At 58.7% G+C, this 26,581-nt stretch carries 30 protein-coding genes; 19 read left to right on the top strand and 11 right to left on the bottom strand.

Going from position 1 to position 26,581, the window contains the following annotated elements:
* Positions 1 to 40 precede the first annotated feature (40 nt).
* Complete coding sequence (locus tag FBY10_RS25855) at positions 41 to 238, top strand: hypothetical protein (protein WP_096143053.1); 198 nt, start codon at positions 41 to 43, stop codon at positions 236 to 238.
* Positions 239 to 369: 131 nt separating this feature from the next.
* On the opposite strand, the gene FBY10_RS25850 is transcribed toward FBY10_RS25855, so the two are convergent.
* Both FBY10_RS25850 and FBY10_RS25845 read right to left on the bottom strand, forming a co-directional pair.
* On the bottom strand, positions 370 to 1,329 hold the full coding sequence (locus FBY10_RS25850) for an ArdC family protein (protein WP_145338237.1): 960 nt from the start codon (positions 1,327 to 1,329) through the stop codon (positions 370 to 372).
* 132 nt (positions 1,330 to 1,461) lie between these two features.
* Positions 1,462 to 1,791 (bottom strand): hypothetical protein, encoded by a 330-nt coding sequence (locus FBY10_RS25845; protein WP_145338238.1) that lies wholly within the window; start codon positions 1,789 to 1,791, stop codon positions 1,462 to 1,464.
* A 456-nt stretch (positions 1,792 to 2,247) separates the two neighbouring features.
* On the opposite strand from FBY10_RS25845, the gene FBY10_RS25840 reads away from it, so the two are divergent.
* The gene (locus FBY10_RS25840; protein ID WP_145338239.1) at positions 2,248 to 2,646 is read left to right on the top strand and encodes a DUF3742 family protein; all 399 of its coding nucleotides are present in this window, start codon (positions 2,248 to 2,250) and stop codon (positions 2,644 to 2,646) included.
* Here the strand turns inward: FBY10_RS25840 and FBY10_RS25835 are convergent.
* The 5 genes from FBY10_RS25835 to FBY10_RS25815 form a co-directional block, all read right to left on the bottom strand.
* Entirely contained in the window at positions 2,635 to 4,176 is a 1,542-nt protein-coding gene (locus FBY10_RS25835) for a conjugal transfer protein TraG N-terminal domain-containing protein (RefSeq protein ID WP_145338240.1), read from the bottom strand. The genes FBY10_RS25840 and FBY10_RS25835 overlap by 12 nt on opposite strands.
* 10 nt (positions 4,177 to 4,186) lie before the next feature.
* Complete coding sequence (locus FBY10_RS25830) at positions 4,187 to 4,495, bottom strand: hypothetical protein (protein ID WP_145338241.1); 309 nt, start codon at positions 4,493 to 4,495, stop codon at positions 4,187 to 4,189.
* A 3-nt stretch (positions 4,496 to 4,498) separates the two neighbouring features.
* On the bottom strand, positions 4,499 to 5,881 hold the full coding sequence (locus FBY10_RS25825) for an integrating conjugative element protein (protein WP_145338242.1): 1,383 nt from the start codon (positions 5,879 to 5,881) through the stop codon (positions 4,499 to 4,501).
* Positions 5,878 to 6,834: a TIGR03756 family integrating conjugative element protein gene (locus FBY10_RS25820; protein WP_145338243.1), complete on the bottom strand. Its 957-nt coding sequence runs from the start codon at positions 6,832 to 6,834 to the stop codon at positions 5,878 to 5,880. The genes FBY10_RS25825 and FBY10_RS25820 overlap by 4 nt, the downstream gene beginning before the upstream one ends.
* 105 nt (positions 6,835 to 6,939) lie before the next feature.
* A complete protein-coding gene (locus FBY10_RS25815) occupies positions 6,940 to 7,194 on the bottom strand; it encodes a helix-turn-helix domain-containing protein (RefSeq protein ID WP_145338244.1) in 255 nt (84 codons plus the stop codon).
* 156 nt (positions 7,195 to 7,350) lie between these two features.
* On the opposite strand from FBY10_RS25815, the gene FBY10_RS25810 reads away from it, so the two are divergent.
* The 12 genes from FBY10_RS25810 to FBY10_RS25755 all read left to right on the top strand — a co-directional run bounded on the left by FBY10_RS25810 (position 7,351) and on the right by FBY10_RS25755 (position 18,964).
* Positions 7,351 to 7,638, top strand: coding sequence for a LasR-specific antiactivator QslA (locus FBY10_RS25810; RefSeq protein ID WP_145338245.1), 288 nt, complete (start codon positions 7,351 to 7,353; stop codon positions 7,636 to 7,638).
* Between the two features lie 588 nt (positions 7,639 to 8,226).
* Entirely contained in the window at positions 8,227 to 8,610 is a 384-nt protein-coding gene (locus tag FBY10_RS25805; RefSeq protein WP_122764111.1) for a RidA family protein, read from the top strand.
* Positions 8,611 to 8,624: 14 nt separating this feature from the next.
* A complete protein-coding gene (locus FBY10_RS25800) occupies positions 8,625 to 9,824 on the top strand; it encodes an MFS transporter (protein WP_145338246.1) in 1,200 nt (399 codons plus the stop codon).
* A gap of 155 nt (positions 9,825 to 9,979) precedes the next feature.
* On the top strand, positions 9,980 to 11,242 hold the full coding sequence (locus FBY10_RS25795; RefSeq protein WP_145338247.1) for a cation:proton antiporter: 1,263 nt from the start codon (positions 9,980 to 9,982) through the stop codon (positions 11,240 to 11,242).
* Positions 11,243 to 11,286: 44 nt separating this feature from the next.
* Complete coding sequence (locus tag FBY10_RS25790; RefSeq protein ID WP_145338248.1) at positions 11,287 to 11,556, top strand: acyl carrier protein; 270 nt, start codon at positions 11,287 to 11,289, stop codon at positions 11,554 to 11,556.
* A 1-nt stretch (position 11,557) separates the two neighbouring features.
* Positions 11,558 to 13,000 (top strand): class I adenylate-forming enzyme family protein, encoded by a 1,443-nt coding sequence (locus tag FBY10_RS25785; protein ID WP_145338249.1) that lies wholly within the window; start codon positions 11,558 to 11,560, stop codon positions 12,998 to 13,000.
* Positions 13,001 to 13,009: 9 nt separating this feature from the next.
* Entirely contained in the window at positions 13,010 to 13,693 is a 684-nt protein-coding gene (locus FBY10_RS25780) for a hypothetical protein (RefSeq protein ID WP_145338250.1), read from the top strand.
* Between the two features lie 33 nt (positions 13,694 to 13,726).
* Positions 13,727 to 14,836 carry a beta-ketoacyl-[acyl-carrier-protein] synthase family protein gene (locus tag FBY10_RS25775; RefSeq protein ID WP_145338251.1) on the top strand — a complete coding sequence of 370 codons (1,110 nt, stop codon included), beginning with the start codon at positions 13,727 to 13,729 and terminating at the stop codon, positions 14,834 to 14,836.
* A 21-nt stretch (positions 14,837 to 14,857) separates the two neighbouring features.
* A complete protein-coding gene (locus FBY10_RS25770) occupies positions 14,858 to 15,367 on the top strand; it encodes a hypothetical protein (protein ID WP_145338252.1) in 510 nt (169 codons plus the stop codon).
* Positions 15,368 to 15,393: 26 nt separating this feature from the next.
* Complete coding sequence (locus FBY10_RS25765; RefSeq protein WP_145338253.1) at positions 15,394 to 17,082, top strand: NAD(P)/FAD-dependent oxidoreductase; 1,689 nt, start codon at positions 15,394 to 15,396, stop codon at positions 17,080 to 17,082.
* A 71-nt stretch (positions 17,083 to 17,153) separates the two neighbouring features.
* Complete coding sequence (gabT, locus tag FBY10_RS25760; protein WP_145338254.1) at positions 17,154 to 18,458, top strand: 4-aminobutyrate--2-oxoglutarate transaminase; 1,305 nt, start codon at positions 17,154 to 17,156, stop codon at positions 18,456 to 18,458.
* A 17-nt stretch (positions 18,459 to 18,475) separates the two neighbouring features.
* Entirely contained in the window at positions 18,476 to 18,964 is a 489-nt protein-coding gene (locus FBY10_RS25755) for a flavin reductase family protein (RefSeq protein ID WP_122764121.1), read from the top strand.
* Here FBY10_RS25755 and FBY10_RS25750 read toward each other — a convergent pair.
* The 3 genes from FBY10_RS25750 to FBY10_RS25740 form a co-directional block, all read right to left on the bottom strand.
* Positions 18,961 to 19,644 carry a glutathione S-transferase family protein gene (locus tag FBY10_RS25750; RefSeq protein ID WP_145338255.1) on the bottom strand — a complete coding sequence of 228 codons (684 nt, stop codon included), beginning with the start codon at positions 19,642 to 19,644 and terminating at the stop codon, positions 18,961 to 18,963. The two genes, FBY10_RS25755 and FBY10_RS25750, sit on opposite strands and share 4 nt — an antisense overlap.
* Positions 19,645 to 19,712: 68 nt before the next feature.
* Positions 19,713 to 20,315 (bottom strand): glutathione S-transferase, encoded by a 603-nt coding sequence (locus tag FBY10_RS25745; RefSeq protein WP_145338256.1) that lies wholly within the window; start codon positions 20,313 to 20,315, stop codon positions 19,713 to 19,715.
* Between the two features lie 11 nt (positions 20,316 to 20,326).
* On the bottom strand, positions 20,327 to 20,713 hold the full coding sequence (locus FBY10_RS25740; protein ID WP_145338257.1) for a hypothetical protein: 387 nt from the start codon (positions 20,711 to 20,713) through the stop codon (positions 20,327 to 20,329).
* A gap of 144 nt (positions 20,714 to 20,857) precedes the next feature.
* Between FBY10_RS25740 and FBY10_RS25735 the strand changes: the two genes are divergently transcribed.
* Positions 20,858 to 21,757, top strand: a complete 900-nt coding sequence (locus FBY10_RS25735; RefSeq protein ID WP_145338258.1) for a LysR substrate-binding domain-containing protein — start codon at positions 20,858 to 20,860, stop codon at positions 21,755 to 21,757.
* 15 nt (positions 21,758 to 21,772) lie between these two features.
* Positions 21,773 to 22,567 carry an SDR family NAD(P)-dependent oxidoreductase gene (locus tag FBY10_RS25730; protein ID WP_145338259.1) on the top strand — a complete coding sequence of 265 codons (795 nt, stop codon included), beginning with the start codon at positions 21,773 to 21,775 and terminating at the stop codon, positions 22,565 to 22,567.
* On the opposite strand, the gene FBY10_RS25725 is transcribed toward FBY10_RS25730, so the two are convergent.
* Entirely contained in the window at positions 22,564 to 23,520 is a 957-nt protein-coding gene (locus FBY10_RS25725) for a LysR substrate-binding domain-containing protein (protein WP_145338260.1), read from the bottom strand. The two genes, FBY10_RS25730 and FBY10_RS25725, sit on opposite strands and share 4 nt — an antisense overlap.
* 95 nt (positions 23,521 to 23,615) lie before the next feature.
* Here FBY10_RS25725 and FBY10_RS25720 point away from each other — a divergent pair, with 95 nt between their 5' ends.
* The 3 genes from FBY10_RS25720 to FBY10_RS25710 all read left to right on the top strand — a co-directional run bounded on the left by FBY10_RS25720 (position 23,616) and on the right by FBY10_RS25710 (position 26,119).
* Complete coding sequence (locus tag FBY10_RS25720) at positions 23,616 to 24,554, top strand: DMT family transporter (RefSeq protein WP_145338261.1); 939 nt, start codon at positions 23,616 to 23,618, stop codon at positions 24,552 to 24,554.
* A complete protein-coding gene (locus FBY10_RS25715; protein ID WP_178116797.1) occupies positions 24,554 to 25,420 on the top strand; it encodes a pyrroline-5-carboxylate reductase in 867 nt (288 codons plus the stop codon). Before FBY10_RS25720 ends, FBY10_RS25715 begins: the two co-directional genes overlap by 1 nt.
* Positions 25,421 to 25,489: 69 nt before the next feature.
* A complete protein-coding gene (locus FBY10_RS25710; RefSeq protein WP_218571044.1) occupies positions 25,490 to 26,119 on the top strand; it encodes a class I SAM-dependent methyltransferase in 630 nt (209 codons plus the stop codon).
* Positions 26,120 to 26,581: the final 462 nt, after the last annotated feature.

Here is a 26,581-nt window from a genome sequence, read left to right as displayed (position 1 = left end):
AGAGTCGGTACACTACGGTGCCTATTTTTTGGGTCTTGCCATGAACCTTACTGACGCCACGCTGGTGCTGCTGCTCGCGGCACGTATCCATGGGACCGACGAAGCCGTCAGGGCTTCAGCGAAGAGCGTGGTCAAGAAGTTGCCGCGCAGTAAACGCGATCTGATCTACAAGGTTATCGACAGCCGGAGTCCGCTCGATCTGGTGGATTTTCTGGCGCAGAACCTGGATGCGGAATGACAGGCTGCGGGGGGATGTGCCCCTCCCTGACTCTTTGCATTAGAGCCACGCGGCATGGGGTTTTCTGGACGCAGAAAAAAGGCCCAACTCGCGCTGGGCCCTTTGATGCGATTGCGGCGGTGAGGTGATGGTCAAACTCCATCGTTCATGCATCGTGAGTCATCCATAACCATCTGCTTCCGTTGCTGCTTCAGGTTGAGCACAAACTCCGAAGCGCTTCGGGCCTGACCACTGGCGCGAAAGATCGCGCGTTTGTCAGCCTTTAGCAGGCCGAGCCAGGAGTCGATGTAGCCCTCGTGCCGCAGCTCCCCCTGTATACCGGCGTAGGCACATAAAAAAGCAGCGCCCATCTCGGCGATCAATTCCTCAAACGCGTAGCCTGGCGAGCCGAACGGACAGGCTGACCTCACGCCTTCGCGCTGCAACCGAGTGTGATGCCCGGTCCAGTGCGTCAGCTCATGAAGTGCAGTGGCGTAGTACCCGCCTTCATCGTGAAATTGTGCTTTTGTCGGCAGTTGGATGAGATCCCTGATCGGGTGGTAAAAGGCTTCGTCAGCAGGCCGATGAACGATGCGTGCACCTGAACTTAACAGCAGATCTTCCGCGGCGCTGTTGGGCTGGAAGGGATCACTCTGTTCCGTCTCGAGCAAGGTGTCATTGAGCATTTCGAGCCCCTCCGTTTGCTCGATGTTGAACAGAAAATGCGTCCTGAGAATGCCGAAGTGAGCGATCTTAGGTTGACCGTTTTCATCGAGTACGGGTTGGCCTGACTCGGTTTGTTCCTCGCGCTCCATCGGCTTGTAGAGCACCGCCAGAGTGCTGTGCTCACCCTTACGAATGTGCCCGCCAGCTTTTTTGGCTTGATTGAAAGTCAGCCAACGATCTTGAGTGAACCCCTGCAACCTGGCCTCGGCCCAGAGCAGCGGTAAATTGATGCCCGAATACGGACGTCGCGTGATGGCGTTGACGGGGTAGGGTTGATGACCGGTACAAGCGGAGTCAATTGAGGACCAGGGTTTAATCCAGGGTGCAACGCCTTGGTCTAACGCAGTAACGAGCTTGTCTGTCACGTCTTGGTAGATATCGCGCATGGCAATTTCCTCGAGAGAAAAACGGAGGAACGCCGTGCCCGTGGGGGAGGGTTCCCCCGGCTGGGTGATGGGTTGGATTGATGCAGGTCTTGCATGCCGTCCGAATGTGGCGTTGTGCGCCGCTAATTGCGCTTAGCGCTGGTGTTCTCCTGCAAGCGCTATCAGCAATGCGCCAGGCTGATCCGGTTCTTGGAGTAAGCTCAGACTCAATTGCAGCAACGGGTCGTGGCCTAATTGATCGGCTGGTTCAATATGCATTACCTCGAACAGCACGTAGGGTTTGTATGGATATGCCAGGTGGGCCTCGAAGGCTGCGCGCAATACGTGGCTCAACCGATCGACCTGCAGCTTCTCAGCGTAATCGGATTGATCGAGCAGTACTGCGCGTTGCCACGCGCCAGGAGTGAACACGACGGGCAGCCGAAGGGTGTTTATTGTTTCCGGTGTAAGTGAGTCAGGCATGGAATGTCTCCGTTGAAAGCGCGAAGAAACCTGTCCCGTGCGGAGAAAGATTTCCCCGCAGTGGGTTGAAGAAAATCAAGAGGGCTTACCTCACGAGCGAAGCTCGAAAGGCGCTCATAAGAGCAGTAGGCGTTCATTACCGTAGAAACGGTCACCGTGCGAGCCACCGAACGCTAATCGCACTTGGGGGGGAACCATCATCGAAGTGACGTAGCCTTGAAGGTTCTGGCTACCTGGGAAAGTGCTGTCGATAACAGCGATCCGCACCTTGTATTTAGCCGGACGATTTATCTGGGTCAATTGCTGTAGAGACGATGTTTCGCGGAGCTTGTCTTCTAGCTTCCAATGAGGATTTTTCGACCGGGGAAACTGATAAACGGTCAGGCATGGGCCGCTTTCGGTAGTAGGCTATTCCTCCAGGCTCAACCATGAAAACGCTCAGAAGAGGGCGAGACCATGCCGACTCAGCAACCTGTTCAGAATTCACGAGCCCACTGCTGGGCGTATGCCTGTGGTCTTTCGGTGAAGCGTGGTTACCGTAGGTTGAAAACTTTTGAATCCCATGTGGTTGAGCGTGCCGAGACCGCAGGTGTGCCCGCAGGTAAATTACTTGTTCGCGGGAGTTTTCTGATTGCCAAACTGGCATTGATCGGAGGATTGCTGTTTGTCAGTGTTTGGCTGGTTACTTTTATTGTGATGATGCTGGCTGTTATCACTTTGCTATGGCTCAGGACTTTTATTGGTGCCGATCGTGAAGATAAAAATCCAGGGCCAGACTACCTAGGTGCTGATCTCTACATCGGCGACTTCGACGACAATGGGCATTATATAGGCGACAGCAAGTCATCTAATTGAGCGCTTAGCAGCACCCAATATTTGATCCGTACCTTTGCTCGCTGAATCACTTGCAGCTTTGCTACCGTTCGCCAACATGCCTTGAATCCCGCTGCCGACTGAATATCCTGCCCAGCCCATGACGCCTAGAAACAGCATCGGTAGTACGATGAACATCGCCCCCATTACATACTCAATCACCTGCGCCGTGACGGTTCCATCCATGAGGCCTGATGTGGGCAGCGACAGCAGCACCTGATTTGACGCTGACACCTGGCTGTACAACGTATCGAGCATGCTGGAGTCGACCCAGCGCGCCAGTTCCCACCAGAAGCTCAGCATATGCAGTGTGAACAGTGCGAACGTCACCGTCATGACGGTCTTTAGCTGGTAGGTACTGACCAGCAGGATCAGCGGCAAGCTGATGATGACGCCCATGATCAGGAACGCCTGTACCATCGGCAAGGCTGCGCGTAGTGCATTCATTGCCGGGAAGTTGCTGAAGGAACCGAGGGCCAACCCGGTATTGGTGGCCAGGTTATTGAGTCCCTGATTGATCGAACCGCCACGAGCGCTGGAGCCGTAGTCCTGGTACACCTGTCCGGGCGACATGGACATCGATTGCTGGCGCGGACTGACCAGTTCGCGCAGGGTGGCATCCTCGATCTCGTTGCTCGACCGGCCAGTCAGCCAACCTTTCAGCTGAGTCAGCAGAGAGGGATCAACCTGCTGTATCAACCGCTCGCGCAAGCCAACACCGCTGTCGCTCCACCACTGCTTGCAGGTGGGGTAGCCTGCGCCATTCTCCAGCCGTGGCAAGGAAACATCGCGGCTTTCGTCATACGGCCAGCTGACTCTCGGTGTACGTGAGCGATCCGTATCGTAGTAGCCGGGCGTGTCGAGAAAATAGCTTGAACCGATCCACGCTGCGTCGTGACTTTGTGCTTTGTCCAACTGCGGACGGTTGGTGAACAGCCGAGAACGGGAATAGCTGTAGCAGTCGCGAGTGAAGTCGGCGACTTCCTGCAGCAGGACCTGACTGTCGATGCGCGAGCTGTCGATCTCCATGCGCATTTGTCGGATATCCGGAGCGCAAGGGATGGAGGCGGTGGCCGCCGCAGTCACGCCTTTGCTCAAGGCATGCACCAGAAACCACCAGATCGGCACATTGGCAGAGCGTTCGCCAATGGTATTGAAGGTTGTCCCCCAGGCGGTTTCTGCTGGTTTGGCCACACTCACGCCGCAGCGCTGGCTCGCCACATCATCGAACGTCATTGACGAGAGGCTCAACGGAAAGACCGGCGCGCAGCCGAACAACACGACGATGTAGGCCAGCCATAACCGATTCTCGATCCGCGGCACCGAGAGCAGTCCCCTGTTGCCCTCATCCGCACCTTGCTGACGGGCAGACAACCATTCCTGCAAGATGATTGCACCAAAGGGCGCGGCGAATAGCCCGGTGTCGGAAAGAACACTCCAAAGGCCGTTGTTGATGATCCAGGCGAGCAGAGAGAGGTAAAACTCCAGGTAGCTGTTTGTGCTCATGAGCATGGTGGTGACCTCACAGGCGGGTGAGTTCGACGCAGGTAAAGAGCACGAGCCCTAATGTCCCTATGCGTTTCACGCGCAGTCGATCCTGTGGTCGATGTCGGTAGCGCCGAAGCAGGTCCCACCAGAGCGCAAATAGGGCGGCGTAGAGCAGGGCGCGCCACCACTGCAGGTAAGGTCGTGCGGATTCGAATGCCTGCTGCCAGACTTCGAAACTACCCAGCGCAGCGCGGCCGATCCAGGCGACCAGTGCGGCGGTCAGGATCATCACTGTGGCAATCCCCAGACCTGAAAGCAGAGTGAATAGCGGTGAGCGTTTCATGGTTCACTTGCGCCTGGCGTCAGCATCATTAAGTCGACCTGGCTCAGGGTCGCCTTGCTCGACGATGCGCGAAGCGTCGGCGCCACCAGCATGCCGGTCGAGCACCAAGCTGGCGGTATTGGTTGTCAGCATCTGCCTGACCTGCATCTCGGTCTGCAGCAGGCGTATTTCGCGCTCCAAAGCGTCGATGTTTTTCGTCAAGGCGGTCTGGGCAGGCTCGGCGGAGGCGATGTTGGGTTCGTGACTGCCTGCCAGTAGTGTGCGCAGTAGCAGCAGTGCCTTGTCCAGGACGCTGGACAGGGCCGTTTCACTAGCCAGACGTCGTGCCAGCAGATCCTGATCGGGATCGTCGCGCAGGGCTTCGATCACACCACGGCTCACCGGCAGCATCGGGCTGGAGGCTTTCGACAGGTTGTCAGCGGTAGGCGGCAGAGAGCCCGACAGCAACCCTCGCAAGGCTTTCATTCGCTCGCTGTAGGCCTCCTGGATCAACGGCGTCAATCCGCCACCCGCGGTCGCGCGCAGGGTTTCGCAGCTGTCACAGGTCGCGACTTCGCTCTCGCCCAGTACGCGGACGGCCCATTCGGCTTCCTCTTGGGGCGAAGCCCAGGTCTGACAAATAGTCCCACCTAAGCAGTCGCTGCTATTGATGGAGGTGCTGTCATCTACTGACCGGTTATGCAGCAGGTTATAGCCCGCGCGCACCACGTCGGAAGTCACACGAATGGGAGTTTGCCCATCACCTCCGGCCTTTGAACCGCCGACCCAGGCCACTCCATTGTTGCCGTTATGGGCCTCGGTGTTTTTCACCGCGGCCACCGCATCACCGCCGGTTTGCTCTAAGTTGCCTTGCATTTCTTGGTTCTTGGCCAGTGCACCCCAACCGGCTTGACCAACCTTGTCCGCCATCTTTTCGGCCATGGCCTGGCAGGTCAGTTTGGAGCGGTCGAAGTCGATACGACCTTGCATCACTCCGTTGCTGAGCAACTCATAGAGTCCGGGATTGGCGCGCTGGATGATCAACGCCGGCAGCGACATCACCGCTTGGGTCGCGTTCTGCACGATGCTGCCCATGATCTGCTGGAAACCTTCGGTGACGCCGTTCAGTTGGTTTTGCAGTGTGTTGGTGAGGCTCATGTTTCCGCACATCATGTTCGCTCGCCAAGACCCTCCGACACCGAGACCACTGGGTCGGTAGAGTGAACTCGGTGAGCCGACTGCCGAGCCGCCACCAATGGTGTACATCACGCGGTCATCGAGCACTTCGCCTTGAGTGCCCAGGCGGTAATCGCCTTCGGCGGCGTGGGCATGCGTCGCCACAGTAAGCAGTCCACAGAACAACAGACTCAGCGCGCCCAACCATGGTCGTGCGAGAAGCCGACTCATGAAGCACCTCCTTCGAAGTCGATACTGAACAGAAAGATCTGCCCCTCACGTTTGCAGCAGCTATAGGGACGCCAAAGTGACCAGGCGTAGCCGCCATCCGCGCTCTGTACTGGATTGCTGGGGAAGACGGCGCACGTGGGCTGAGTTTGGGGGGAGAGCAATTGCCATTTGTGGGTCGAAGCGTCGTTTTCCACGATCGGGCCAGGTGGCCAGTAGCCGTCGCGTTTGGCTGGTGTGAGTGGTAAGTACACATGCGGCTGCCAGTTTCGGGTAACTACATCACCGGCCCGTTGTGCCATGACTGCGGCTGCCTTGAAATCGTCGGGCTGTACCAGAAAACCCTGCCGGGGATAAATATTACCCCACATGTTTCCTAAGACTTGACTACCGACTTCGCGGACCCCAGGCACAAGTGACTCGGGGTAGAAATTTTCCGGGATGCCATGGCGCCAGGCCAGTGAGTCCAGGGTACTCAGGTAGTAAGGTATGAATGCTGTTGCACCGCTGGCGCAGGCATAGCCGGATTGCGAAGCCAGTTGCGTTGCGATCCAGCCCCCGGGGTGGCCGATGCCATCGACGTTCTTGAAGCGGGTCAGGTTGTCGCGGTGGGTGTTAGGGGTGATCAGGTTGCCGCCACCTTCCGAACCGCTGATGGGAGAGGAGAGGGTGGCCATCTCGGTCCATGGGTTATTGCCCGTGGTGCTGTAGCTTGAGACCACCAGTTCAGGAATGAAATGACGCACCTTGGTCGAGGTTTTTACTGTGCAGCCGAACGGCGTGCAGAGCAGCCAGAAACAAATGCCGACAACCCTGTATTCCAGGCAGCTTGGAGAAAGCACGGAGGATGTGATACTGCCTGTGTTCAGCGCAATGCTTGGCGCGCACATCACCAGGACGCTCAGTGCCAAGGGTCTTAGATTTTCAGGCGATATTGACGAGCAGATGGCAGTCATAATCCAGGCTCAATGTGTATGGCCTGGGCAGGTTCGGGGATGGGCTAAAGATTATCAGCGGAAATTGTGAAGGCCGAGCTATCGGCTTTGTGATGCGTAAGACTATTATTTGACGTGAAGGGAGCTACGCAGTACCTCAGGTTCCACAAGTAACTGATCTGCGGTAATTTCGAAAACGGTTGCGAGCTTAAAAAGAACTAATAACGACGGATTGCCCGTGCATCGTTCAATTTGACTGACGTAGGTGCGATCAACCTCGGCCATGAGCGCGAGCTGCTCTTGGGAAAGGTTTTTCACGCGTCGCATCAAGCGGATATTTTCCGCCAGTTGCAGACGCAGCTGTTCGTAGTCGTGAGTCATGCGCGCAAATTGCGCCTTGAGGGACTCTCAATCCACGGGATATAGTCTGCATTAGGGCTGATCTATGCCATTTGAAGGCTTATGGCTGTTAGCGAGAGCTTAAAAGTTTTTGAAGCTGGACTTGCGTCTGAAAATAAATCAGAAATTTAGGTGTGTATGGACGAAAACTACGTTTCAATTCCTCCGGCGGATGGTTATCCAAGTCTTCAGACACCGTGGGGTAGCGAATTTTCCTCGATGATTGAGCGTGGCGTGCAATGCGCCCAGGCTTGGCTTGATGCCCCTGGCGAAATTCCGCTGTGGTGGGAGCTGGCGCAAACCCGCAAAACCTTTCCTGTCGGTGACTGCCAGGATGCTTTTGAGGCCGGATTTCTGTTGAGGATTCAGCAGCGGTTACTACGTACGTACGTTGATCCTTTGCCTGCTGCAGTATCGCCCGATTAAGAAGCCTCGGTGTCAAGTGGTCTGACACTTCGAATGGCAATAGCGTGATGCGACCCTCCTGACGACTCAAGGGAGCGACACCGTTCTGTATGTACACGCCATTCTTTCGAGATGTGACCACTAACAGCATTAGTAAATGCGTCAGGATGTATGCACCAAGCACATCAAAATTCTGATTGAACCTTTCTTGAAAATCGCCTGAACGTACCCCTCTAAAACCCCCTCCTCAAATCTTTCCTCGCTGGAAAACAACTGCCAGCCGACGGATGGTCATGCGCGGAATTGAGCTTTGCGCTGCCCTTAAGACCGGTAGGTCGGACTCTCGGCCAACAGATTGAAATCAAGACGATTTTGCCACTGAACACGTATTCATCTGGTAGAAGATGTTAACTGACTGTGTAGCTGTATTTACATTTTATCCCATTTTTGCCTGTCTATCTCGTTTGTATTGGTAGTTTAGTTTAACTATGTGCGTTCTTGAGCGTAGACATCCTCAAGTCTCCGAGCGTATGGTTTTGATCGTTGGATTCGAAAGATTCCTGCTACATACCTATGCCGCATCAGGCCCCGCTTCATAAGGAGATGAACATGCGCGAAAGGTATTCATCAGGCTCCAGTTGGGAGGAGGTGTTCGGGTTTTCCCGGGCGGTTCAAGTGGATGACACCCTGTACGTATCCAAAACGGGCGCGTTGGGGCCCGACGGAACAATCGTTGCGACCGACGTCGCCGGCCAGACCCGCGTCATCCTGGAGAAAATCACCCGGGTACTGGAGGAGGCCGGATTCGCCTTGGCGGACGTGGTGCAAAGCCGCATGTACTTGACGCAACTGACGCACTGGCGCCAGGCGGCTGAGGTCCATGGCGCGTTTTTCGGCGATATCCGCCCGGCGTTCACGCTGTTGCATGTGCTGCCTTTCGCCGAGCCGCAAATGCTGGTGGGAATCGAAGTGGTTGCCTGCCGGAATCGTTGACGGAGACCATCGAAATGAGCCTGTCTGACACACGATTCGTCACCGGTTTTGTGGCTGGCGCCGCAGGGCTATCCATCGCTAACAACTACTTGCTGCAGCCCGTGCTGCCGGCCATCGCGACGTCCTTGAACATCCCGCTGTCCGCTACCGGGCTGATTGCCGGCAGTACCCAGGTCGGTTACATGCTCGGGATAATGCTGCTGGTGCCTTTGGGGGATTCGCGTAACAAGCGCAGCGTGGTCAGCATTCAGTTCCTGATACTGGGCCTGGCACTACTGCTGGCGGCGTGCGGCACGCACCTGCTGTACATGATCAGCCTCGGCGCTGTAATCGGCGCCATGGCCACCAATGCTGTCCAGCTCAATGCCTTGGGCTTTCAGATTGACCCGAAGGGCAGTACGGTCGGCCTGGTGGGGGCCGGTATCGCGGCCGGTATTCTGCTGGCGCGGTTCATGGGGGGAGTGCTGGCTGATCAATTTGGCTGGCGCGGGATGCTGGTGGCAGTGGGGCTATTGATGCTGCTGCTGGCATTGGCCAGCCGAGCCGTGTTGCCCTTTATCGAAACCCGGCGCAGTGCCAGTTACCGGCAACTGCTGCGAGGCCTGGCGCCTCTATTCATGCGGCACGCGGCGTTACGCAGGGCGACGTTGCTGGGAGGCTGCTGGTTTTTCATCTTCAGCCTGTTGTGGGTTGCATTGATGTTGCACGTCAGTAGCGCGCCCTTGCAGTTGAGCCCTTCGCAGGCAGGCATGCTGGGCCTTGCAGGGCTGGCGGGGTTATTGATGGCACGGCCGGCCGGGAAATGGGCCGACAAGTGGGGAAGTCGGCAAGTGATTGGCGCCGGTTTTGGTATGACCGGGCTGGGCGTGCTCATATTGTTGGTGTTTCCTTATTCCCTGGTTGCGATTGTCGCGGGCGTGGTGCTGTTTGACCTCGGTTGTTTCAGTGCCCAAGTCGCCAACCAGACGACGGTGTTGAAGATTGATCCGCTACAGCGCAACAGCGTGTTTGCCCTCTATATGTTTTTTTATTATGGCTGCGGCGCAGTGGGTTCAATAGTTGCGCCGGTCATTCATGCCTATTTCGGTTGGGCTGGTATTTGCTGGACGAGTCTTCTACTGGCCGTGACGGGTGGGGCGGCCAACTACTTAATGAGTTCGCGTGCGCTGTGCGTAGGAGTTGAACTGTCGGTCGCCGATATCATTGACAAGTAGTTCACGGGTAACTCACTCAGTTTTTTGATAAACGTGTTGTTGTCCTGCCACTGACTGCCAGTCGGGTTTAAATCGTGCCTGGAGGCCGAAGGTATGCCTGTTTTTCGGCTTCTTAGTGTCTCTTTCAATTGTTTGTACTGCAGGGATACTTGATTATGTTTTTCATACAATTGGCCGTTATATTACTTGCGTGTCACCTGTTTGGCTGGCTGGCCGAACGCCTCGGGCAATGTCGCGTAGTGGGCGAGATCACGGCGGGCATCGTGCTTGGGCCGACAGTGTTCGGGCGCCTGGAATCATTCCTTGGCCAATCCGCGGGCCTGTTTGAAACCCAGCACATCGGCTGGCTGGCGCATGTTGCCGATCTGGGCCTGATCTTTCTGATGTTTCAGGTGGGCGTACACATCAATCAACGCCACCCCGAGGCATCGCCACAGGGGCGGTTCGCCGCGCTGTCGATCGCACTGCTTGGGCTAGTCGTCCCCTTTGCCCTGGGCGTCGGCGTAGCACTGGTTGCCCATGAGCACCTGGCGCCGACCTATTCGAAGTGGGGGTTTGCGTGGTTTTGCGGTGTCGCGCTGGCGGTATCGGCGGTGCCCGTGATGACCCGGATCGTCCAGAGCCTCGCCTTGCAGGACACGCTGGTGGCACACGTCACTCTGCGCGCGGCGGTGATCACGGATGTGGTGGGCTGGGTGATATTGGGCGCGATAGTGTTTTGTTCCCGAGTCGATGGCGACCCCCTCGACGCCCGCTATTTCGCTGCGCAACTGCTGGTGGCCTTCGCTGGTTTCTACGGCGTGACACGCTGCCTAGTCATCCCCTGGATCCGGCGCTGCCAGGCTCGAGGTGAGCCTGCGGCGATCATGCCCGTGGTGATCAGCTACGTATTGCTGTGTGCCTGGGTCACCGACTGGCTGGGGCTGCACTGTGCGATCGGGGCGTTGCTCGCCGGGTTGATGATGAAACAGGTGCCCGAGTTCACGGATTATTGGCGCAGCCAGGTGGAGGGGTTTCTGAACTTCGTCCTGTTGCCGGTATTTTTCGCCTGTGCCGGAATCAAAACCTCGTTCGACAGCCTTGGCAGCAACGAAAACCTGTTCTGGCTGGCTGTGTTCCTGGTGTGTGCGTTCGCGGGCAAGTTCGGCGGTGCCTACCTGGGCGCACGGGTCAGCGGTCTACAACGGACCGATTCGGCTATCGTCGGTGCCTTGATGAATACCCGAGGTCTGATGGAGCTGATCATTTTGGCCATTGGCCTGGAACTCAAACTGATCTCGATTGATGCCTACACCGTCCTCGTGTTCATGGCATTGATCATTACCGTCACTACCACGCCTTTAGTCCGGCGCCTGTTACGCCCGGACCCACATGTTTTTCTCTCAAAGGAAATGCTGCAAACCAGAAGTTCTCATTGATCTGTAACACCCGTTGTTTCCTTTCATTCAAAAGTGAGGTTTCCATGAGCGTACATACCCAGCAGGAAGTGATCGCGATTCTCAAGGATATTGTTGCAAATCGATTGGACCTGGATATACCGCAAGCGCAAATAAAAGAGGACGCCGGGTTCTCTTCGCAAGTGGGGGTGGATTCAATTGGATTTATTGAACTGCGGTATCAGTGTGAAGAGGAATTCAAAATACAAGTGAGCGAGGAGGAGTTTGGTCCTGACAACTTCTTTAGTTGCAAGACGCTGTCCGAATTTATTGTTAATAAGCTTGAGGCCCGTTGAAATGAATAACGTCGTGTCAATCGAACGAAGCAGGGTATTTTTTCCTGCCGATAAACTGTTGAATATTTCTGCCACCTCATCCGTAGGCGATCATTGCACAGCGACTGACACTTACACTGAGTACCTGCGGTTCTGGCAAAGCAGTTCGCTGCAACCCGGACATGTCGTGGTCATCGCCTTGCCGAATACGATCGATGTACTGCATATGTTCTTTGCCGTGCTTAACAGTGGCCTGGTACCGGCGCTGATCGCGCCGACTACACCGGCTGAGCGGCTTGGGCAGATCATCGAGGATTTCCAGGCGGCGGCGTTGGTGAAGTCGGCGCTGGGCTATGACGCTATTGCCCGTGGGCCCGGCGCACGTACGCAGCTGATCGGTCGTTGGAGTGCGCTGATTTTCGATGCGCCTCGGCTGCCGTCAACCCGGCCGGGTGAGGTGATCATCACCACGTCAGGCACGTCGGCGTCGTTCAGCAGTGGCTGCGTACACCGGTTCGAATCGTTGCACACCAACGCCTTGCGGCATGCCCATAGCATCGGGCTGCGCAAGGAGGATCGTGTGCTGGTGAACCTGCCGTTGTATTACTCGACGGCGTTGGTGGCACAAGCCATCGCGACCCTGGCGCTGGACGCCCAATTGGTCATCAGCGGCCCACCCTTTTTGCTAACGCAATACACCCGCGATATTGCGGCGCATGGCATCACGGTCAGTTCATTGACCCCGGTGCTGTTGCGGCAGATCAATGCCTGCGAACCGTCAGGCTTGCCTCCAGGTTTGCGGGTGCTGAGTGTGGGCGGCGACCATGTCCCGCCGGAGCAGGTGCAACGTTGCCTGCACGCCAACCCGCAATTGGAGTTGTACCTGACGTACGGCATCACCGAGGCCGGGCCTCGTGTATCGACATTGGCTGCCCACCGCGTCGAACCGGCCCGGCATGACTCGGTGGGGCTGCCGTTGGAGGGCACCGAGGTGATGCTCGACGCCTTACCCGAGAGCCCTTGGCAGGGGGAGTTGCTGGTGGCGTCCAGCACGTTGATGCTCAACAAGATCGGGCGCAGCGCGAAATCACCCTTGGTTGACATCAACGGTAAGACGTGGCTGCGCACCGGCGACATTTTTACCCTCGATGCCCAGGGGTATCTGTTCTTCAAGGGGCGCAAATCGGACTTCCTGGTGATCAACGATGAGAAGGTCAACCTCGGTGCGATCAAGCATATCTGCCGCACGCTGCCCGGGGTCATCAGTTGTCGCACGCTGGTCAAGCCAACGCAGCAGGCGCTGGCGGGGTTCGAGCTGGAAGTGACCCTCGACCGGTCCATCGTGCCGTCCTGCGACGGCCCTTCGTTCAAGCAACGCATCCTGAAACTGCTCAAGCGCTACGAGCGCCCCGGCCACATTGACCTGGTCTTTCAGGACGCCGGCTCCATCGTCAATTACAAATAGGTGACTGCTATGAATGAACAGATTACGGCTGCGGTCCGCCACGTGATCGCCCGCTACGCGCTGTCCTCGCTGGAGGATGTCATGGCCTTGATTCCTCGCTACATGTGCCATGTGCTGCAAGAGTCCGAACAGTTCGAGACCTACCCGCCCAATGTCGTCAAGTTGAAGTTCGACGCTGAACAATGGGACGTCTACATCCAGCGCTACGAGCACTACCGGGATGAGGTGATTCCCGGGATCAGCCCGTTGGACTACCTCAACGCCATGCTGGATGAAGGCCCGCGGTTGCCGTGTTTCTGCTCGGAAATGGCCAACGTCGCTGGCGTGCTCGTCAGCCAGTTGCTCGGCCAGAAGGTCTACGCGGTGAGGAATATCTTCGTCAACTATTTGTACCTGCCGCAACGCTGGCACTGCATCAACGCGTTGATACAGGACAACCGCATCCGCTACTTCGATGCCTCGGCCTACGCCCAGGTACTGGACAAGAAGCGTCGCAAGATCGTCGAGCCCTCGCAGTTGCCTGGCTTCAATGCGGCCGATATTGACGAGGTCTTCATCCACAGCGACCGCTGGCTGCAAAACGAACCGTTTGCCCGGCGCATCGAGCTGGTCTCGGGCCAGTTGCTCGACAACTACTACCCCTCGCCAGTGCGCGACAAGCCGGTTGACGAATTTCAACGGGTATTCGGCTGAGGCGCTCCCCCCGACTTTTCTACTGGAGGCACTATGAACAAGGTTGTGGTGACAGGTCTTGGATGGACCACTGCATTGGGGCATCAATTGCAGGACGTATGGGACCGACTTTTACTGGGCGACACCGGTATACGTGATCTGCCCGCCGAGTATCCGCTCAAGAACACCCTGGCAGGAAGCCTGCCGGACAGCGACACGACCGAGCCCAAGGCGCGCTTGCTGGGGATGACGCAACGCACGGTCAAGGCGGCACTGGAGGACGCGCACGTGGCCGTCAGAGGGCAAAACCCGCGGCAGTTTTTGATCGCCGGCACCAGCCTTGGGTATCGCCTGGACAGCTTGGCGTTTCATGAAGACCCGCTGGACGAATGGGTGGTGAGCACGGCGCAGCAACTCGGTTTGCAGCCGTTGGCGCTGTCCACCGCGTGCTCATCGGGCTCGGATGCACTGATGTTGGGCGCCTACCTGATTCGTGCCGGGTTGGCCGACACCTGCGTCTGCGGTGGCGCCGATATCCTCGGACGTTCAAAACGCCTGGCCCATACCGCGTTGGGCACGATGTCGGCGACGCGACTACGTGCGTTCGACCAGCGCCACGACGGCACCTTGCTGGGGGAGGGCGCAGGCTTCTTGGTGCTTGAGCGTCAAGGGCAAGAGGCGCGCAAACCCTATGCCTACCTGCTGGGTTGTGGCTCGGCCAACGATGCTGCCGGCCTCACCGCGCCAGATGAGCAAGGCACCGGCATCCGTCTGGCATTGGACCGATCGCTGGAAGAGGCGGGTATCCACCGCAACCAGATCGGCCTGGTCAATGCCCATGGCTCCGGAACCCTGACCAATGACCGCGTGGAAAGCGCGACCTATGCCGATTATTTCAGCGGTTACCAGCCCATCGTCTTTGCCACCAAAGGCGCGTTTGGCCACACGTTGGGCGCCACGGGGGCGCTGGAAGCGATTGCCTTGGTCAAGAGCCTGCAGACCGGCGTCGTGCCACCCATTCATGGGCTCGGGACGCCAATGGCAGACCTTGATTTGCGCTTGCCCGTCGGCACGGCCTTGCATGCCCAGGCAGAGATCGGCCTGAGCCTCACCATCGGCTTTGGCGGGTTCAACACCAGCCTTGTGTTCCAGCGCTACAGCTAAGTCACTTTCAAGGAGGGCCTTATGAAAATCCTGGATCGCGCTCACGCCAGCAACTTTACCTACAACGACCTTGATGAGGGCTTGCGCAAGGGCCTCAAAAGCGCTGACCCCTCGGTCTACAGCGTGCTGTCCAGCGTCAGCAAGTTGTACCTCAAGTATCACCAGCGCCTCGACCCGGTGCGTGGCCAGGTCGGCTTGATCTACTACGGCAACGCTTACCCCAAGACCATCACCGGCAGGATCGTCGAAGGCCTGGCCAGCAAGGACCGTGTTTCGCCCTCGGACTTTATCAACGCCAATGCCGGGGCGGCGACATCCATCTGCTGCACACGCTATGGCTTTCAGGGGCCGACGCTGGTCCTAACCATGCCAGGGCACAACGTTCAAGCCATTGCCCGGGGCTTGGCCGACTACTGGCTGACAACGGGCCAGGCCGACTATCTGTTTCTGGTCGAGGCCCAGACCGACAGCGCTGAAGTGCTGCACGTCAGTACCGAACTGCTACAGCGTGCAAGCGCGCAATTTCACTGAATCAATACCCACCGATCGAGGTTGTCATGGAAAACACTTACGACGTAGCCATCATTGGCAGTGGCATTGCTGGAACCATGTTGGGCGCTATCCTGGCCAAGGAGGGCGTGAAAGTTTCCATCATCGACGCCGGGACCCATCCGCGTTTTGCGGTGGGCGAGTCGATGGTGCCCGAGAGTGCCGTGCTGCTCAAAATCCTGGCCAACCGCTATGCCATTCCCGAGCTGGCTTACCCTGGCGAACTCAACTCGCTGATCAAGCATGTGGGCTCTTCGTCGGCAGGCATCAAGTTGGCGTTCAGTTTCGCCTGGAACGGCAAGCATCAGGAACACAACCCGCTGGACGTGGTGTCCACTCCGGTCATCGCCCCCGAGGCCCATCTGTTCCGCCAGGATGTGGACGCCTATTACTTGGCCTTGGCCGCCAGGCTCGGCGCGACCATCAAGCAGCAAGCACGTATTCAGGACATTGAAGAGACCGCCGATGGCCTGATCCTGAACCTGGGCCGCGAACAGCTCAGCGCACGCTACGTGGTGGACGCGGCGGGCTACCGTTCACCCATCGCCGACAAGTACCAACTGCGCCAGGGCGCGCGGGAAATGCAGGCGCGTACCCGTTCGATCTTCACGCACATGACCGGGGTCAAGCTCTACGAAGATGTCATCGCGTCGACCCAGGCCTCCGGCTCGCCCACGCCGCTGGCGCAAAGCACCTTGCACCATATGTTCAAGGGCGGGTGGTTGTGGATCATCCCGTTCAACAATCATCCTCACTCTACCAACCCCTTGTGCAGCATCGGGTTGCAACTGGATATCGACGAGCATGGTCCCGCCGGCGATCCGGAGGTGGAGTTCAAGCAGTTTCTCGACGATCACCCGTCCGTTGCCCGGCATTTCGAGGGCGCGGCCAGGGTGCGAGAGTGGACGGTAGCCCCTCGGCTCAACTACACCAGCCGCGAAAGCGTGGGTGACCGTTACTGTTTGCTCGGCCATGCGGTGGGGTTTGTCGACCCCTTGTTTTCTCGTGGCTTGGTCAACACCTTTGAGTCGATTGCGCGGGTGGCGCCGAAGATTCTCAAGGCGGTCAAGACGGATGTCTGGCGCAAGGAGGACTTCTACTCCTATCAGGACTACAGCCTGGAAGTGGTGAAGGTGAACGACCGCCTGGTGGCCAATTCCTTCACGGCCTTCGACAGCTTCCCCCTCTGGAACGCGTGGTTCAGGGTGTGGATCAGTGGCAGCTACATCGGCGTGCTGCGGTTTCGCAAGATCCTCTCGGACTACCTCAAGACCGGCGATAACGAGGCCCTTGAACAGGCGTTCGAGACCGCAACGTATGCCGGGCACTTGTCGATCGAGAGTCCGTATTACGAAGTGCTGTTCGAAGCCGCCTGCACCGCTATGGAAGCCTACGCTGCCGGCCAGCAAAGCGAAGCGCAGACCATCGAGGTGCTGCAACGCCTGTTCGAAGAGCAGCGCGAGCATTTGCCGATCGATTTTGCCGATTTCTCCAACCGCTTCATTTCCCGGGCCAGCCAGGAGTTTGCCGACTCACTGCTCAAGTGGGCCAATGATGCGCCGGGCGGGCTCAAGGCACGGTTTGATCGCGGGGATGCGCCGGTCAAGTTTGACTTCCTCGACAGCTACCGTTATGGCGACCGCTTGCAATTGGCGGCCGAGGCGGACGCTGCGTTGCACGCCTATCGGGCGCGCTGAGTTTTCCCATTGCATGCGGCTCCGGTGAAGGCTGGAGCCGTTTCGACGGTTGGCTACGAGAGGGCAATGGTATGCAAGATAAAACCCAGGCATTGGCGCAGCGACGTACTCAGGCAGTCGCCCGGGGCGTCAACCAGGCCCATGCCGTGTACGTGCAGCGTGCCGAAAATGCCTTGCTGTGGGATGTCGAAGGACGGCGCTACGTGGATTTCTGCGGCGGGATTGCAGCGCTCAACACGGGCCACCTGCACCCGCGGGTGGTCGACGCGGTGCAGGCGCAATTGCAGCGGTTTACCCATACCTGTTTTGCCGCGTTGCCCTATGAGGGCTACATCGCCGTGTGTGAAGCGATCAACGCCAGGGTGCCGGGGGATTTTGCCAAAAAGGCGCTGCTGTTGACCACGGGCTCCGAGGCCGTGGAAAGCGCGTTGAAGATCGCGCGGGTACACACGCGTCGCACCGGCGTCATCGTGTTCACCGGTGCCTATCACGGCCGAACTCTGATGACCCTGGCGATGACCGCCAAGGTCAACCCCTACGCCCAAGGTATGGGGTTGATGCCCGGTGGTGTCTACCGGGCACTGTTCCCGGATGCAGACGCCGGGGTCTCGGTGGTCGAGGCGATGAACAGCATTCACCGGATCTTCAGCAGCGACGCCGCACCGGAAGATATCGCCGCCATCGTGATCGAGCCCGTCCAGGGGGAAGGGGGCTTTGTCGTTGCCCCTGTGGCATTCATGGTTGCGCTGCGCGCCTTGTGCGACCAGCACGGCATTGTGCTGATCGCGGACGAAATACAGTGTGGCGCCGGGCGTACCGGCAGTTTTTTTGCCATGGAACAGATGGGTGTGCACGCCGATTTGATCGTGTTCGGCAAGTCGATTGCCGGCGGTTTGCCGTTAGCCGGCGTGACCGGCAAGGCTGCAATCATGGATGCGCCCGTGCCCGGCGGCCTCGGCGGGACCTATGCCGGCAACCCGCTGGCCTGTGCGGCTGCCTTGGCAGTCCTGCGGGTGTTTGATGAGCAAGGCTTGCTCGATATCGCCCGGGAACTGGGCGAGGAGTTGCGCGACAACCTCAAGGAAATCACCGGCGCCCTTGGCATTCACTGCCGCATCCGCGGGTTGGGGGCAATGGTTGCCCTGGAGCTGTTCGACGATGCTGCACGTCGCATCCCTTCCGCGCGCCTGACCCGGCAGTTGATCCAAGACGCGCGCGCGCGAGGCTTGCTGCTGCTGGCGTGCGGGCAGTACGGCAATATCATCCGTTTTCTCATGCCCCTGACCATTCCCCGGCCGGTATTGCTTGAAGGCCTGGAAATACTGGCGGCGTGCTTGACAGCAATCGACAACCATACCGTGGTTGGCCAACTCTGAAAAAGGTGGACAGGCAAATGCAGACGCTTGAAAAACAGTTGGATAAACGCGCATTGCGCAATGCCTACGGCAAGTACGCCACGGGTGTCACCGTCGTCACCACCCTGGATGACAACGGCGCGCCCGCCGGGCTGACGGTCAGTAGTTTCAATTCGGTTTCACTGGAGCCGGCGCTGGTGCTGTGGAGCCTGCGCAAGGAGTCCTATACCGCCCCCGCGTTCCAGGCGGCGCGGGGCTTTGCGATCAATGTATTGGCGCATGAGCAACAACTGCTGAGCGACCGTTTTGCAACGCCGACCGCGGATAAGTTCAGCCAGGTGCCTTATGCAATCAGCCAAAACCAACTGCCATTGATCGACGGCGCGATTGCACAGTTCGAATGCATCAAACGCAATGAATTCGATGGCGGCGACCATTGGATTTTCATCGGTGAGGTCATCAATTTCACCCTGAATGAAGGCAGCCCGTTGATCTTCCACGGGGGCAAATACGCGACGGCGGTCTAGCCGACAGCGCGGCGCTCGAGGCTGCCGGCAATCGCCTGTAGCTTGTCGACGTCGCCGTGCGCACGCTCGTGATACGGCGCGCCTGCGGCATAGGCGCGCCGAACGTCGTCCCGTTGGGCCATGCGTTGCAGGTACTGCGCAACGTTCGGCAACGCCTCAAGGCTGACGTGCAGCAGTTTGTGCAGCCGCAGCCAGGGATAAATCGCCATGTCGGCAATGGAAAAGTCGCCGCAAATGAACGGTTGCCCGGCGATTGCCTGCTCGAACACCTCAAACAACGTTTGAGTCTGGTTCAGGTAGCGCGCAGCCGAGTACGTGTCGGCTTGGGGCGCCTGATGATGGAAGTGGTAATTCTGCCCGGCCATCGGTCCCAGGCTGCTGACTTGCCAGATCAACCATTGCACCACCTGCCAGCGTTGCTCGGGCGATGTGCCGCGAAAACGTGCGTGTTTTTCCCCCAGGTACAGCAGCACCGCCGCAGACTCCACCACCACTTGCTGGTTGTGATTGTCCAGCAGCACCGGAATTTTGGCGTGCGGGTTAACCTGCAGGTACGCGGGAAGGTGTTGCTCATCGCTGGCGAGGTGAATATGGCAGATGTCATAACTGACCGCGAGGGCCTCCAGCATCAGCAGGATTTTATAGCCATTGGCGGTGGGCGAGAAAAAGACGGTGTACATAGAGGCCGTTCATGTGAGCGCAGAGCGAAGAGCCGGCGGGTGCCGGCTCTCGGTACGTTGCAGGTGACTTATTCGATGGAGTATCGCTTGAAGGCCGGGTGTTCCTCGAGTCGCCTGGCGTGGCGCTGCAGGTGCGGGAAGGCCTTGGCGTTAACCACTGAGGCGACTGTGAACTGGCTGAAAGACCAGGCCACTGCAGCGCTGATGGCACCTTGGGTCAGGGCGCCATCCGGCTCATGGGCCAGGCGTTTTTCCAGGGCCGAGTAGGCTGCCAGCAACTGGCCGGTTACGCGGTCGAGCCAGGGCTCGTGGAGTTTTTCGGCGGGGCGCAGGTTATGTTCGTACACGATCTGCACGGTTTTTTCACAGGCGGCCAGGGCGAGGCCAATCAACTGCAGGTCCTGGGCGCGCGCGCCGGCTTGCTGTGGCAACAGCTTTCTATCAGCCGGGGCCAACGCTTCGAAGTAATCGAGAATCAGGCTTGAGTCCATCAACACAGTTGAATCATCCAGCACCAGGCTGGGCGCCTTTACCACCGGGTTGATCTTGGCAAATTGTTCGTAGGTGCTGAATACCGAAAGTGGCTGATGCTCAAAGTCGACGCCGTAAAGATTCAGGGAAATTGCTACGCGGCGCACATAGGGCGAGTCCAGCATGCCGACCAGTTTCATGAAGCCTCCATTTACGTCAGGGTAATTTTCAAAGTGCAGTTGGGATGCTTGAGGTACTTGTACAGGTTAAGCAGCAGCCCGCAGGCGCGTGGGCTGGCCTCATTGCCGGCCAGGTACAGCGCAATTTCCCCTTCGCCCTCCAGCAGGATCAGGCCCGGCGCAAGGCAGGTAAAATACCCTTGTTCCAGGCAGACATCAGTGCCTTGGGACGTCATCCAATGGCGCCCCTTCAGCGCGATCACATAGGCCTGCTGCTCCAGCCAGAAAGAGAGTAGTTGATCCTTGGTCACCAGCCATTTCAGGGTATGGCGACCCAGGCCCATTTTCGTCAGCAATACCTGCGGGGCCTGGTTGAGGCGGGCTGTCGAGAGGCTCTGTTCCAAGATCGTGGTTTTCATCGAAGACGCTCCGCAGTTCGCGAGGTGACGGTGCAACGGGAAGACGCCTGTGGCTGGCAGGATTGTTAATTTGAGGTTACTTTAACGTGAGTGCCGTCCTCAAAATATCGATAAATTTTACCACGACAGGTTAGTTGAGCTTACATGAGTGCATTTCCTCCGTTGACCTGCCTGCGCAGTTTCGAAGCCACTTCCAGGTTGGGAAGCGTCACCCTTGCCGCCAAGGAATTGCACGTCACGCATTCAGCTATCAGCCAGCAGATCAAGGTACTGGAGGAGATTGTGGGGTTGACGCTATTCGTGCGCGAAGGGCGGGGCTTGCGTGTCAGCGAGGATGGGCGCCTGTATGCGCTGCAGATTCGCAAAGCCCTGGGCGACATCGCCGAGGCCACACGATTGATCCAGGCACAGCCCAAGATGGGGGAGTTGGTGGTGGCGGTTCTGCCCTCGTTCGGCCGGTCCTGGCTGTTACCGCGCCTACCGGGTTTCCAGCAGCTTTACCCGCATATCAGCATTCGCCTGCAAGCCAGCCTGACAATTTCCAACCTGCATCAGGAGTCGGTGGATATCGGCATCCGCATGGGCAAGGGGGACTGGGAGGGCGTCGAACAAAAGCTGTTGTTTCATGATGAAGTCGTGGTGGTTGCCGCTCCTCATTTCAATGGCGGGCGCCTGCCGCAGACGCCGCAAGAGGTCATCGACAGCACGATCATCTACAACACTGAATCCTGGTTGCCCTGGTGCGAGGCAGCCGGTGTCGAGTTGGGAAACGAGCGCAAGGGGTTGTGCAGCAATGACTCCAACCTGGTGTTGGAAGCCGTTCGCCTGGGGCAAGGCATCACGCTGGAGCGGCGCAGCCTGGTGCATGATGCTATCGAGCGGGGCGAGCTGGTCCAGCTGTGTGAGGTCAGTGCGCCGTATGCCTACCCCTATTGGCTGGTGTGGCCACCCCGGGAAAGTTCGGAAGACAAACAGCGCGAGTTCTCCCATTGGTTGTCCGGGGAAGTGGAGCGTTACCTCGCGCAACTGAAAAAAAACGCCTGACGAGGTACTGCCCGAATGGAGCTGTCTCTGCAAGAACGCTTGGTAGTGGTCGCGGGCGGCAGCTCGGGAATTGGCCTGGCGTGCGCCCAGGCATTCGCCTGTGAAGGCGCCCGAGTGGCGATTGTATCGAGGTCGCACGCGCGGCTGGAACAGGCGCAACGCGAGTGTGAGCAAGCGGGTCTGCAGGTGCATGCCTTTGCCTCCGACCTGACAGACGCCGACCAGGCACAGGCGGTCATTGACGCCATCATCGCGCGGCATGGCGCTATCAACGTCTTGGTCAACAGCGCAGGTGCCGCCACCAGGCATCCGGTCGGCCAACTCACCCCGACGCATTACCTGGACGCAATCAATGCCAAGTTCTGCCCATGCATCAACGCCCAGCATGCGGTGCTCGCCCACTTCCTGGGGCAGCCGCAGCCATCGCTGCGAGCGGTGGTCAATATCGTCGGCATCGGCGGCAGAGTGGCAATGCCTGAGCACATCGCCGGCGGCGCGGCCAATGCGGCGCTGATCCTGACGTCACAGGGGCTGGCGCAGGCTTATGGCCGCGAAGGCATCCGTATCAATGTGATCAACCCCGGCTTCACGCTGACCCCGCGCACCCAGGCGACCCTTGAACGTATGGCTCAGCGCAGTGGCGAGAGCCTTGAGCAAGTCCTGGCGCAACAACAGGCACTGATTCCGATGGGCCGGTTTGCTCGTGCTCAGGAAGTGGCCGACCTGGCGCTGTTCCTGGCCAGCCCCAGGGCGTCCTATTTGTCGGGGGCGGTCATCAACATGGACGGCGGAGCCTACCCCGGTGCTTAAGCTGCGGCGCCCGGGAATGCCGGCGGCTGCCCTGCGGCGCGCAGCAAACCGTTGATGAGGTGCTGCTGGTCGCGCGACTGGTGCGCCGATTGCGTCCAGACCAGCCGGTATTCGTAAGGCGAGGTGAGTTGATGGCGCTCGCCGAACACGGCGACCAGGCGTCCGTCGGCCAGTTCGTCCTGCAGCAGCGCAGAGCTGCCGATCATCACTCCGCCATTCTGCGCCACTTCATGCATGGCATAGCCCACGCCGCTGAACGATAACGCGGCGGTCGTCTGCGTAGGGTGCTTGGCAATGGCCGTGAACCAGTCGTCCCAGGTCGCGTTGCCCAAACGATCCTGGTGGTACCAGGGCGACTGGACCAACCGCGCGCCCACCAGGTCCATCGGTTCGTCGACAGGCCCAAGGCTGCTCAGGTAGGCAGGGCTGCAGACTGGAAAATAGCGGTCCTGCAGCAACAGCGCCGAATGGCTCAGTGCAAGCTGGCGAGGGCTGTAGCGAATCGCCAGGTCGGCATCGCCATTATCGAGGTTGCGCACTTCTGAACTCGGGTCGATCGCCAACGCAACGGCGCCGCCGACACAGGCAGTGATATCCGGCAGGCGTTTGCTCAGCCAATGGCTGGTGATGGAAACCGTACAGGTCAACACGATGTTGGTGCCGGCTTGCGGACGCACGTCCTGGGTAGCCTTGAGCAGCAGCGAAAAGGCCTTGGACACATCACGGGCCAGGCGCTGGCCGGGCTCATTGAGGCTCACGCCGTTGGCGGTGCGATGAAACAGGCTGAGCCCCAGGTCGTCTTCCAATTGACGGATCTGCCGGCTTACCGCGCCCACGGTCACGCATAACTCCTGCGCGGCTTCAGTGAGCGTGCGGCAGCGAGACGCGGCTTCAAAAGCACGCAACGCGCTGAGAGAGGGAAGGCGGCGAGGTTTTTCCAGGTTAAGTTTCATGCAAGCACCTTAGCAAAAAATCGATTACTTGCCAGAGGTGATGCGCATAGCCTTGAACCCATGTTTTTCACTGCCGTGGCTCAAGGTCAATGATTATGCTCGATACACGCAAATCCCTCGACGTCTTTTCCGTGTCCACGATGATGGTCCTGTGCCTGTTATGGGGCGGGCAGCAGGTGTTGATCAAGCTTGCCGCGCCGCAGCTCGACCCACTGATGCAACTGACCATTCGATACGCCATTTCTGCGCTGATCCTGGGCGGTTACCTGTGGTATCGCCAGGGCGCGGGGCTGTTCGGCGACAATACCGTTAGTGCGGGCATTGTGGTTGGAGTCCTGGTGGCCCTGGAATCGATCTTCATTGCTGAAGGCCTGCGATACAGCAGCGCCAGCCATATCACCGTGTTTTTGTATACCGGCCCATTGTTTGCGAGTTTCGGCCTGCATTTCCTGCGCGACGAAGAGCGACTCAGTGGCAGCCAATGGTGTTTCGTGGTGCTGGCGTTCCTGGGCATCGTCATTACCTTCATGGGCCGAGGTGACGCGGCTCAGGGCAACACGTTGCTCGGGGACGGGCTCGGGCTGCTGTCGGGCGCCGCATGGGGCGCCACCACCATCGCGGTACGTACGTCGGCGCTGGCCAGCGCGCGGCCGGAGAAAACTTTGTTCTACCAGGTGAGTATCGCAACGCTGCTGATATTCCCGTTGACCTTTTTCATGGGGCACTCCACCTTTGAAATCGACGGCGCAGTGGTCGCAAACCTGACATTCCAGACCCTGGTCCTGGTGCTGGGGACGTTCCTGGGCTGGTACTGGTTGTTGACCAAATACCTGGCGTCGCGCCTGTCCGTGCTGCAGCTGTTGACGCCGGTGGCGGGTGTAGCCCTGGGAGTGGTGGTGCTCAATGACGCGCTGGACCTATGGTTTGTTTGCGGGGCCTTGCTGGTACTGATCGGCATTCTCGGCGTCAGCGTGCTGGAGGTCCTGACCTTGCGCCGCGCAGGCGTGACCTCGCACCTGGCGTCCGAGGCGTGATGCCGTTTTCTCTTACCGCCAAGGGGCAAGCCGCCATGGATATGAATGACAGCAATACGCGCGCCCAGGTGCAGTCCACCCGCATCGGCATCGTCGGCTCCGGTCACCTGGGGATCGCCCTGGCCCAAGGCCTGATTGCCGCGGGCTTGCCCAGGACCAACCTGTTGCTCGGCAATCGGCATTCGAGCGCGGCCCAGGCCAGGCTCGAAAAGGCCGGGCTTGGAGACCGATATGCCGCCAACCAGCGAATCGCCGATGAGTCGCAGTTGATCCTGCTGACGGTACGGCCCCAGGACTACCGGGCGTTGAGCGGGCTGGCTCTGAAACCTGGCACGGTGCTGGTTTCGTTTATTGCCGGTTTGCCGGTTGAGCGCATCAAGTCGCTGTTCCAACCGCCACCCCAGGTCATCCGCGTAATGGTCAGTGCCCCGGACACGATCGCCGACGCCTGCGCCATCGGCGCGCGTTACGGCGCAGATTCAGGCTTGGTTGATGCGCTGCTGCGTCAACTGGGGATTGAGCTGATCAAGCTGCCGTCCGAGGCCGAATTCGACGCTTTTACCGTCTATGGACCCTGCTTGCCCATCGTATTGACCTACTGCGAAAGCCTGGCCGTGAGCGTGTCTCAGGAGGCCATCGCCAGCGGCGCCACCGCCTGCAACCTGCCGGCATGGGGCAAAGTGATTGCCTGGGCCAATGCCGTCAGGCCACGGGGGTTGGACGACCGCGCCCGGCGCGATTATCTGCTCAGCGCCACGACGCCAGGAGGCGTCACGGAAGCATTGCTGGAGGCCGTAGGAGAAGGCTTGGCGCTATCAGACTGCTTCCGGGCCGGCATTGCGCGCAGCCAACGGCTGGCGAGCTGAAACGACAACTACCCAGGCGACATCTATCGAGGAACGACAATGAAACATACGGCAACGGAAAGTGCATTGGTGACCGCTTCTCACCAGCTCAATGGTGACAAGGAAGTACTGCGCAGCTTCTACGATGAGTGGGCGCAAGGCTACGTGGAGACCGCCTTTGGTGAGGACTATGTCGGCCATTGGGTTTGCGCAAAGCTAGTGGATGGGGTTGCCCATGCGTTGGTCAAGTCGGGCAGACCGCACAGTGCGCGCATTCTGGATGCCGGGTGTGGTACTGGATTGGTGGGGGAGCAGTTGGCCGGGATCGGATACGGCGATATCGATGGGGTCGACCTGTCTGCCGGCATGATAGAACAGGCACGCAAGACTAACGCGTACGGACGGCTCATCGCCGATGTCGACTTGAACGTGAGCAATCACGCCATTGCCGACGCCGACTATGACTTGGTGGTCTGCTGCGGGGTGTTCATCGACGGGCATGTGGCCGTCACCGCACTCGATGAATTGCTGCGTGTTACGCGCAGCCCAGGCTACTTGATCGTCAGTACGCGCCAGAGCTACCTGGACCATGAACCTTTTGTCGCGCATGTCGAGCGCCTGTTAGCAGACGGCAAGGTGCGCGTGGTCATGCGTATTGAGCGGGGCAACTACATCAACGTCGACACCGCCGACTATTGGGTGATTGAAAAAACACGCTGATCGATGACATGCTTCTATGAGCTCAACGGGCGGCTTCCTCGACGGCGGCTTGGTAATACAATTTAACCTGCTCTTGAATGTTGCCTTGGGGAGATATAGCACAGACGCGGTGCAGCTTTTTTGATGGGCAGGTTTTCTAGGATCTGGTATTAGCTGGCGAACCGAATTTACAGTTCGGCCACGTGACATCGCGGCGATATGCCAAGGGCGGGCAGGAACGTATTGGCAGACCCGCGCTTGATGCATGGCACTGCGTCGTCAGGTTGGCTGCGCTCTAGTCGGATAACTTTTGTTCATGGTACTGAAGAGGGCGCGGATTGGTTTGGTGTAATCCAGCTAACAGGCCAATGCACAGCAGCAAGATCATCGCTGCCGCTATACCGGTGGGGTGCTTGAGTACGCCTGCGAGAAATGCCAGGAGCGTTTTTTGCCTTGGGTGCGCGTGCTGCCAGTGTCAATCAT

It is taken from the genome of Pseudomonas sp. SJZ103 (genome assembly GCF_007828335.1).
Classification (GTDB): domain Bacteria; phylum Pseudomonadota; class Gammaproteobacteria; order Pseudomonadales; family Pseudomonadaceae; genus Aquipseudomonas.
The sequence above is the reverse complement of the archived record's forward strand: the minus strand, read 5'-3'. Positions and strand labels throughout refer to the sequence as shown.